We start from the raw sequence: 6,597 nt of genomic DNA on the forward strand, positions 1-6,597 counted from the left end.
TCCTATGAAACCCCTCTTCTGTCTTTATTGCAAGGTTTTGTCCTGTACTAAGGTTTCAGTGATATCAGAATGTGCACCTATCATGCGGACTACATTACCTCGATCGTCTTTAACGTAAATCACTCGCGAGAGCACATGAACCACAGAACCATTCTTATGATGGAACCTCTGGGTCATTAAATGATAATCAGTTCCTGAGTTGTTATCTTCGATTAACTGGAGCTTGGTACGAAAATCCTCCTCAAATGCACAGGCAATAAAGGTATCTAATGTGTTGGGTAATTCACTATCTGCATAGCCCAACATTTCTTTCCAACGAGGAGAAAAATAGATTTCGTCAGTTCGTAAATTCCAATCCCAAAATCCATAATAAGAAGCTTGAATTGCTAGTCCAAATTGTTCTTTAGCTTGATGCAAAACTTCTTCCGCTTGCTTGCGATGGCTGATGTCATGGGCTACCCAAATTACATCATTACTAGGCATAGGGGCAATACTGGCAGCAAACCAAAATTCCCGATCGCCTTGGGTTAAACGATAATCAAAGTGAAGGGTTTGCTGAGATTCTCGCACTTGTTGAACCCTATTGAACCAATTATCGTGGTCAGGGCTATTAAAAAATTGCTCTACGGTTAATTCCAATAGGTTGATATTTGCTGCCTCGCGATCGTAGAAACGATTAGGATTGGTTGGCGCAACCTCAATTTGATTGTCAGCATCAATGCTTAACACGACATCCGTCATTGCCTCAAAAACTGTTCGCAGCTTTTGTTCCGAGAATCGGAGCTTTTGTGTAAGTAGCTGTAGTTCTTCTTTACTGAGTTGTAACTTAATTTCGGCTTGCTTGCGGTCTGTAATATCTGCAAACGAAGTCACGACAGCATAAGGTAAAGATTCCTCAGGATGAAACAGAGGTTGGGAGTTAATCGTAATCCAAGAATTGGTGCCATCACCTTTACAAATTCCCATCAATACATTTGATTGGGGTTGCCCGGTTCTGAGTGTAACCATAGCTGGATGAGTATCACCAGGGAAGGGAGAGCCATCTTCTTTGAATGTTCGATAGTCTAAATCGATTGAGGTGTGCCCCATCATTTGATCGGGACTCAAGCCAAGAATTTGTTCTGCACTTTTGTTGCAAGCGGTAATTTGTCCGTCTGCCTGATGCAGAATGACTCCTTCAGACATTGCTGCAATTACAGATCGATATCGTTCTTCACTTTCTCGCAATTTGGCTTCAGCTTGTTTACTTGCTGTAATATCTCGGGATGTGGAAATCAGGCGCTGTGGATTCCCTTCTGAATCCGACAATGCAATAACTAAGACATCCCACCATTTTGGAGTCCCCTTAGCTGTGGGGCGAAATTCTTGAAAGTGGCCGACTCCCCCGGCTTTAGCGACCTCGATCGCCCGTACCACAATTGCTTGTTTCGCTTCCTCCCATAACTGTACCCATTCCTTGCCACGAAACTTATCAAAGTTATCAATTTCCATTAAACACTTACCGTTTTCGTTCATCGCGATCAGACTGCCCTCAAGGTCTAAAACCTTTAGGCAGTCTGCATTATTTTCAAAAATGCTGCGATTAAACGCTTCACTTTCACGAAGAATGCTCTCAGTCATTTGGTGCTGAGCGATTTCATCTTGCAATTTTTGGTTGATCTGAATCACTCGTCGAGCATTTTGGGCTGAATGTTGAACAAAATAAAATAAAAGTGCCATTGTCCAGCTCATGACCAATCCACCACCTAAAATAATGTTTGAAATTGGTAATGGTTGCTGTATCTGGTAGGCTTGCTCTTCTAATAGCTCTAATTTCCACAGAAATAACACCCCGATTGTGGAGAGAATTCCAATTAGCAGAGATATCCAATTATGTTGGAAAAATCTATTGATAGCTTGAGGCGATGAGTGCCAATGTGCTTTTTTCATTCAAATTTCTGATTCTAAAAACGTAATCCAAATTGGATATGCTAAGGATGGATACCAACTAATCTACTTGTTCTGTCAAGGATTTTTTGAGAGGTTAAAACCATCAGAAAAAAACCACTAAAACGTTTTTGTCCACCAATTAAAAATTGCCAGACTACTGCTTGGTATTTTTGTTGCTGTGGTATCAGTCTCATACCCTTCAGGCACCTGTGAAAGAATGGAGTTAAATTTTTCTTCACCCTAGAGGAATCATCTAGAGCGATTATGAGGCGAGTTTCGTGCTAGATCCGATGAGATTGTCGCATGCTCTCACGAAACTAGGTGCTTATCCGTGTTTTCTTAGTGATTGAGCGCGATCGTGCTAAACATGACCGTAAATCTTTGGCTAAAAATTCATGATACTAACGAAAATAAGCATTGCCTAGTCAACGACGATAATATATAAACATAGCCTTTCTTGCTGGTGCTCACTATGGTAAACACTGTTCCCATCGCCCCTGATGGCTGGACTCCCCCCATGCCGCCCACAGATTTAATCTTTGATGACGGAGAACCCTTGGAAACCAATCAACATCGCGTGGCGATGAATGTACTAATTCGCTCCTATCAGCAATATCGTGCCGATCGAACCGACTTTTATGTAGGTGGCAATATGTTCATCTACTACAGCAGCACCCAAGTCAAAAATCGAGATTTTAGAGGGCCAGACTTTTTTGTAGTGTTGGATGTTGATGGTCAACGCGATCGCCAAGGTTGGGTAGTGTGGGAAGAGGGAGGGCGCTATCCAGATGTGATTGTCGAACTGATGTCTCCTAGTACTGCCAATGTAGATTTGGGTCTAAAAAAACAGTTATACGATCGCGTCTTTAAGACCCAAGATTACTTCGTCTACAATCCCTTCGATTCTCAATCATTGTTGGGTTGGCATCGCAACAGTCTCTACGGTGAGATTAAACCTGATAGTCGGGGCTGGCTGTGGTGTGAAACCTTGGGCTTATGGTTAGGTACTTGGGCAGGGACTATTGATCGAGAAACGGCAAATTGGCTACGTTTTTATGACTCAAAGGGAGCCTTAGTCCTATTACCAGAAGAAGCAGCGCAGCAACGGGCTGAGGCGGCGCAGCAACAGGCTGAAGCAGCACAGCAACAGGCTGAGGTAGCACAGCAACAGGCGGAAGTAGCACAGCAACAGGCGGAGGCAGATCGACTTAGGGCAGAACGGTTGGCTTCTCGTCTGCGGGAGTTGGGTGAAGATCCCGATTTACTGTGAAGGCGCGATCGCGATCGGTGCAGTTATGTCCGATAAACTAGAGGCGCACAGCACAGGGGCGGAAATAACTCTGTTGGTTCTCTTATCGTTTCACAATATAAAATTAAGATCGGCTAAACTAAGGCGTGGCTTAAGTTCAGTAAGGCGATCGCAGCGGAAATCTTCAAAATTTAGTCATCTTTTTTACTGGCAGGATTGAGCGATGCAGCAGCAATTGATTAGTAATATTTTCTTGTATTCTCTACCTTCCCTCTCTCAGCAAGGACAATTCGATCGCGCCACGCTTTACGAATCAGATATTACTCAACTTTTAAGGAAATATCCCATGCGATCGACAGAAGTGCTGAGTCCGCTTAAGGCTCCTGTGCTTTTAGCCTCTGATATAGAGGAGGTTGCTAGCATTTTGAAGGATATTCAAGGACGGATTGAAAGAGAAGGTAAACAATTTTCAGGATGATGATTGCAAATAATCCTGCTATAAGTAATTAAAGCAAAGCCTTTTACCTTAATCGTGCATGTACAGTAATGAACTAAACCCTGAACAAAGCGCGATCGCTGGTCATACTAAAGGCGCGATTTTAGTATTGGCTCCAGTTGGTACAGGCAAAACTCGTGTTTTAGCAGAGCGGGTTTTACGTGCGATCGATAGAGGCATCTCTCCTCAAAAAATTCTTTGCCTCACATTTACGAATCGTGCTGCTAAGGAAATGAGCGCTCGGCTATCTCAATACTGCCCAGATCAGGTACGCCATTTAACGATTAAGACTTTTCATGGTTTATGTGCTTCGTTACTAAGAGTTGAGGCGCGTCAGTTTGGCTTAGCAACAGATTTCGCTATCTATGACGATGCCGACTGTATTGAATTGGTCAAAGAGGTATTTGACTTAGCGGATGACCGAGAAGCTCAGAAATTATTTACTGAATTGACTAAATGTAAAACTCAGGCTAGCAATCGCCAATTATCCCTAGACTATCCACTAGAAGAGTTATATGCTTTGCTGGGCAAGGATTTAGCTAAATCTGCGGCTCGATATCAAATTATTCTCCAAAAACGTCATGCTTTAGATTTTGCCGATCTAGTGTTTTATGTACGGGCAATGTTAGAGCGCGAACCTGTGATTAGCCAACGTTGGGCAGATCGGTTTGATTTTGTGCAAGTTGACGAGGTTCAAGATACGCATCTTTCTGAATACGGCATTGTTAAACATTTCGCGGCAAAGAGTGGCAACCTTGCCATGATTGGAGATTTAGATCAGACAATCTATGAGTGGCGCGGATCTGAGCCAGAACAGGTAATCGCTCAATTTAAACAGGATTTTAAGCCTACGGAGTATTCGCTAACTTGGAATTATCGGGCAACGCAGACTCTTTTAAATGCTGCTTCTGGATTTGCAGACTCCTTTGAACATCGACAAACAACAATTTCGCCATCACCAAATTGTGAATTAGGTGAGTTGATTGAAGTTCATTTGGCTGAAGATGAACGCGCAGAAGCGGAGTGGATTGGCACGCAAATTCGGAAGTTAGCAGGCGATCGCAAAGATTTTTCTTACAGTCGAGTGGCTGTACTTGCCCGTAATCATAAGCGAACAGAGGTTGTGAGTCAGGCACTACAGCGTATGGAGATTCCTTGCGTCACTGTGGAAAAATTTCAATTTTTTATGAGGCAAGAAGTCAAAGATGCTCTTGCATATTTGCGCCTAGTTTTGAATCCCTTTGATGTTGGTTCGATGCGTCGGATGTTGCTACGTCCAAGTCGTGGGATTGGTGAAGTCACTATTAAAGCTGTGGTTGAATCAGGCAAGGACTGTGGTTTCAGTTTGACAGATATGGCATCGAGTCGAACCTTTATTGATGGCGATCCGTTTAGCGAACTATTAAAAGCCTATTCTGAACATACCATTATTGTTTTTGATGTAGAGACAACAGGGTTCTCAGTCAGTCAAGATGAGGTTGTGGAAATTGCCGCAATTCGTTTGGTTGCAGGGCAAGCACAAGCTGAATTTCATGCTTACATTGCTAATACAGTAGGCGTTGGCGATTCGGAGCGAATACATGGACATAGCGATCGCTTTCTCTCCGAAAATGGTAGACCCGCTAAAGATGTTTTCCATGAGTTTTTTGCGTTTGTTGGCGATGCCATGTTGGTTGGGCATAACGTCAGTTTTGATATCAAGATGGTGACTGCTCAAGCTCAAAAAACTGGGATTACTCCGCCAAAACTGAAATGGGAAGACACGCTAGAACTAGCACATCGTTTTATCAAGTCGGAACGCTACAGCCTTGAAGCTTTATCGGAACAGTTGAAGCTTGTAAACCTTCCTACGCACAAAGCAATGGATGATGTGCGAACCACGATTGAGTTGTTAGCTGTGCTAATACCTCTTGTCAGTCGTAAAGCTGATTATCGTCAGGCTTTGGTATATCGCTATGGTGAGGAGTTTGAAGGACTCGCTAAACAGATGGATGACTGGCGTGATGCAAGCCAAGCGTCGCGTCCTGTTGAACTATTATATAAGTTGATTATGGAATCTGAACTTTATAGTTATTATCGAGGGCAAAAGAACCGCGAGCAAAACCTTGTCGAGCTTGTAAGTTTTTTTAAGAAACACGACGATCTCAATTTGCATCCTGACACGTCTTTACGCAATCTTCTTGAATTGACAGTACTTGCTAAAACTTTAGATCAAGTTGCGCAGAATGATAACCAAGTACCAATCGTTACGGTGCATCAGTCAAAAGGGTTAGAGTTTGATAGCGTTTTTATAGCAGGAGTTACTGAGGGTGAGTTTCCCAATTATTTCAGCGTGCGAGACAATAAATTAGAGGAAGAAAAACGACTGTTTTATGTTGCGATGACAAGAGCTAAGCAAAGATTATTTATATCGGCTTATTCAAAAGATTCCAGAGACTACTCGAAATCTCCCAGCGAATTTATTAATGAAATACCCCTTGATCTGATTACCGAAAAACCTGAAAATAAATATCTCAATTAATCGAAGAGTTAAACCGTAATTACAAATCGCAATAACAGGAATATCATTTTTATTTCATAATACTGTTTGCATCGATAATTTGTTTTGCTTGTGCTTCCAAGCCTTTTAATCTCTGGATTAACTTCTGTCGTTTTTCAGGTTTGACAGCCGAATAGAGCAATTTGCGGGTTTCATATATTTTCAGATGTTGTCGATTGGGAACTTTTAATTCACCTTTTGACGTGATGATAACCCCAGTTATTCTTCGTGGTTGCTTGCCAGCATAGTGTTTTTCTTTTTTATCGTTACTGCGTAATCCATGACGATAAAGTTGCTTCTTTACTACCCAAATCAGTCTATCTGAGACACAGGGCCATTTCATTCTAAATGAATCATTGATAAGGTAATACATCATTACCCTAA

At 42.3% G+C, this 6,597-nt stretch carries 4 protein-coding genes and 2 pseudogenes; 4 read left to right on the forward strand and 2 right to left on the reverse strand.

The features are described 5' to 3' along the window. Positions 1-24: 24 nt before the first annotated feature. Positions 25-1,929, reverse strand: a complete 1,905-nt coding sequence (locus V2H45_RS24415) for a PAS domain-containing protein (protein ID WP_330486302.1) — start codon at positions 1,927-1,929, stop codon at positions 25-27. A 247-nt stretch (positions 1,930-2,176) separates the two neighbouring features. On the opposite strand from V2H45_RS24415, the pseudogene V2H45_RS25820 reads away from it, so the two are divergent. From V2H45_RS25820 to V2H45_RS24430, 4 genes and pseudogenes are all read left to right on the forward strand, one after another. Then, a pseudogene (locus V2H45_RS25820) lies at positions 2,177-2,328 on the forward strand (IS256 family transposase); the annotation flags it as partial. 73 nt (positions 2,329-2,401) lie between these two features. Next, positions 2,402-3,199 (forward strand): Uma2 family endonuclease, encoded by a 798-nt coding sequence (locus V2H45_RS24420; protein WP_330486303.1) that lies wholly within the window; start codon positions 2,402-2,404, stop codon positions 3,197-3,199. A 202-nt stretch (positions 3,200-3,401) separates the two neighbouring features. Continuing rightward, positions 3,402-3,656 (forward strand): hypothetical protein, encoded by a 255-nt coding sequence (locus V2H45_RS24425; protein ID WP_330486304.1) that lies wholly within the window; start codon positions 3,402-3,404, stop codon positions 3,654-3,656. Positions 3,657-3,714: 58 nt separating this feature from the next. Next, positions 3,715-6,195, forward strand: coding sequence for a 3'-5' exonuclease (locus tag V2H45_RS24430; RefSeq protein WP_330486305.1), 2,481 nt, complete (start codon positions 3,715-3,717; stop codon positions 6,193-6,195). A 49-nt stretch (positions 6,196-6,244) separates the two neighbouring features. Here the strand turns inward: V2H45_RS24430 and V2H45_RS24435 are convergent. After that, a pseudogene (locus tag V2H45_RS24435) lies at positions 6,245-6,597 on the reverse strand (hypothetical protein); the annotation flags it as partial.

This window comes from Tumidithrix elongata BACA0141 (assembly GCF_036349135.1).
Lineage (GTDB): Bacteria > Cyanobacteriota > Cyanobacteriia > Pseudanabaenales > Pseudanabaenaceae > Tumidithrix > Tumidithrix elongata.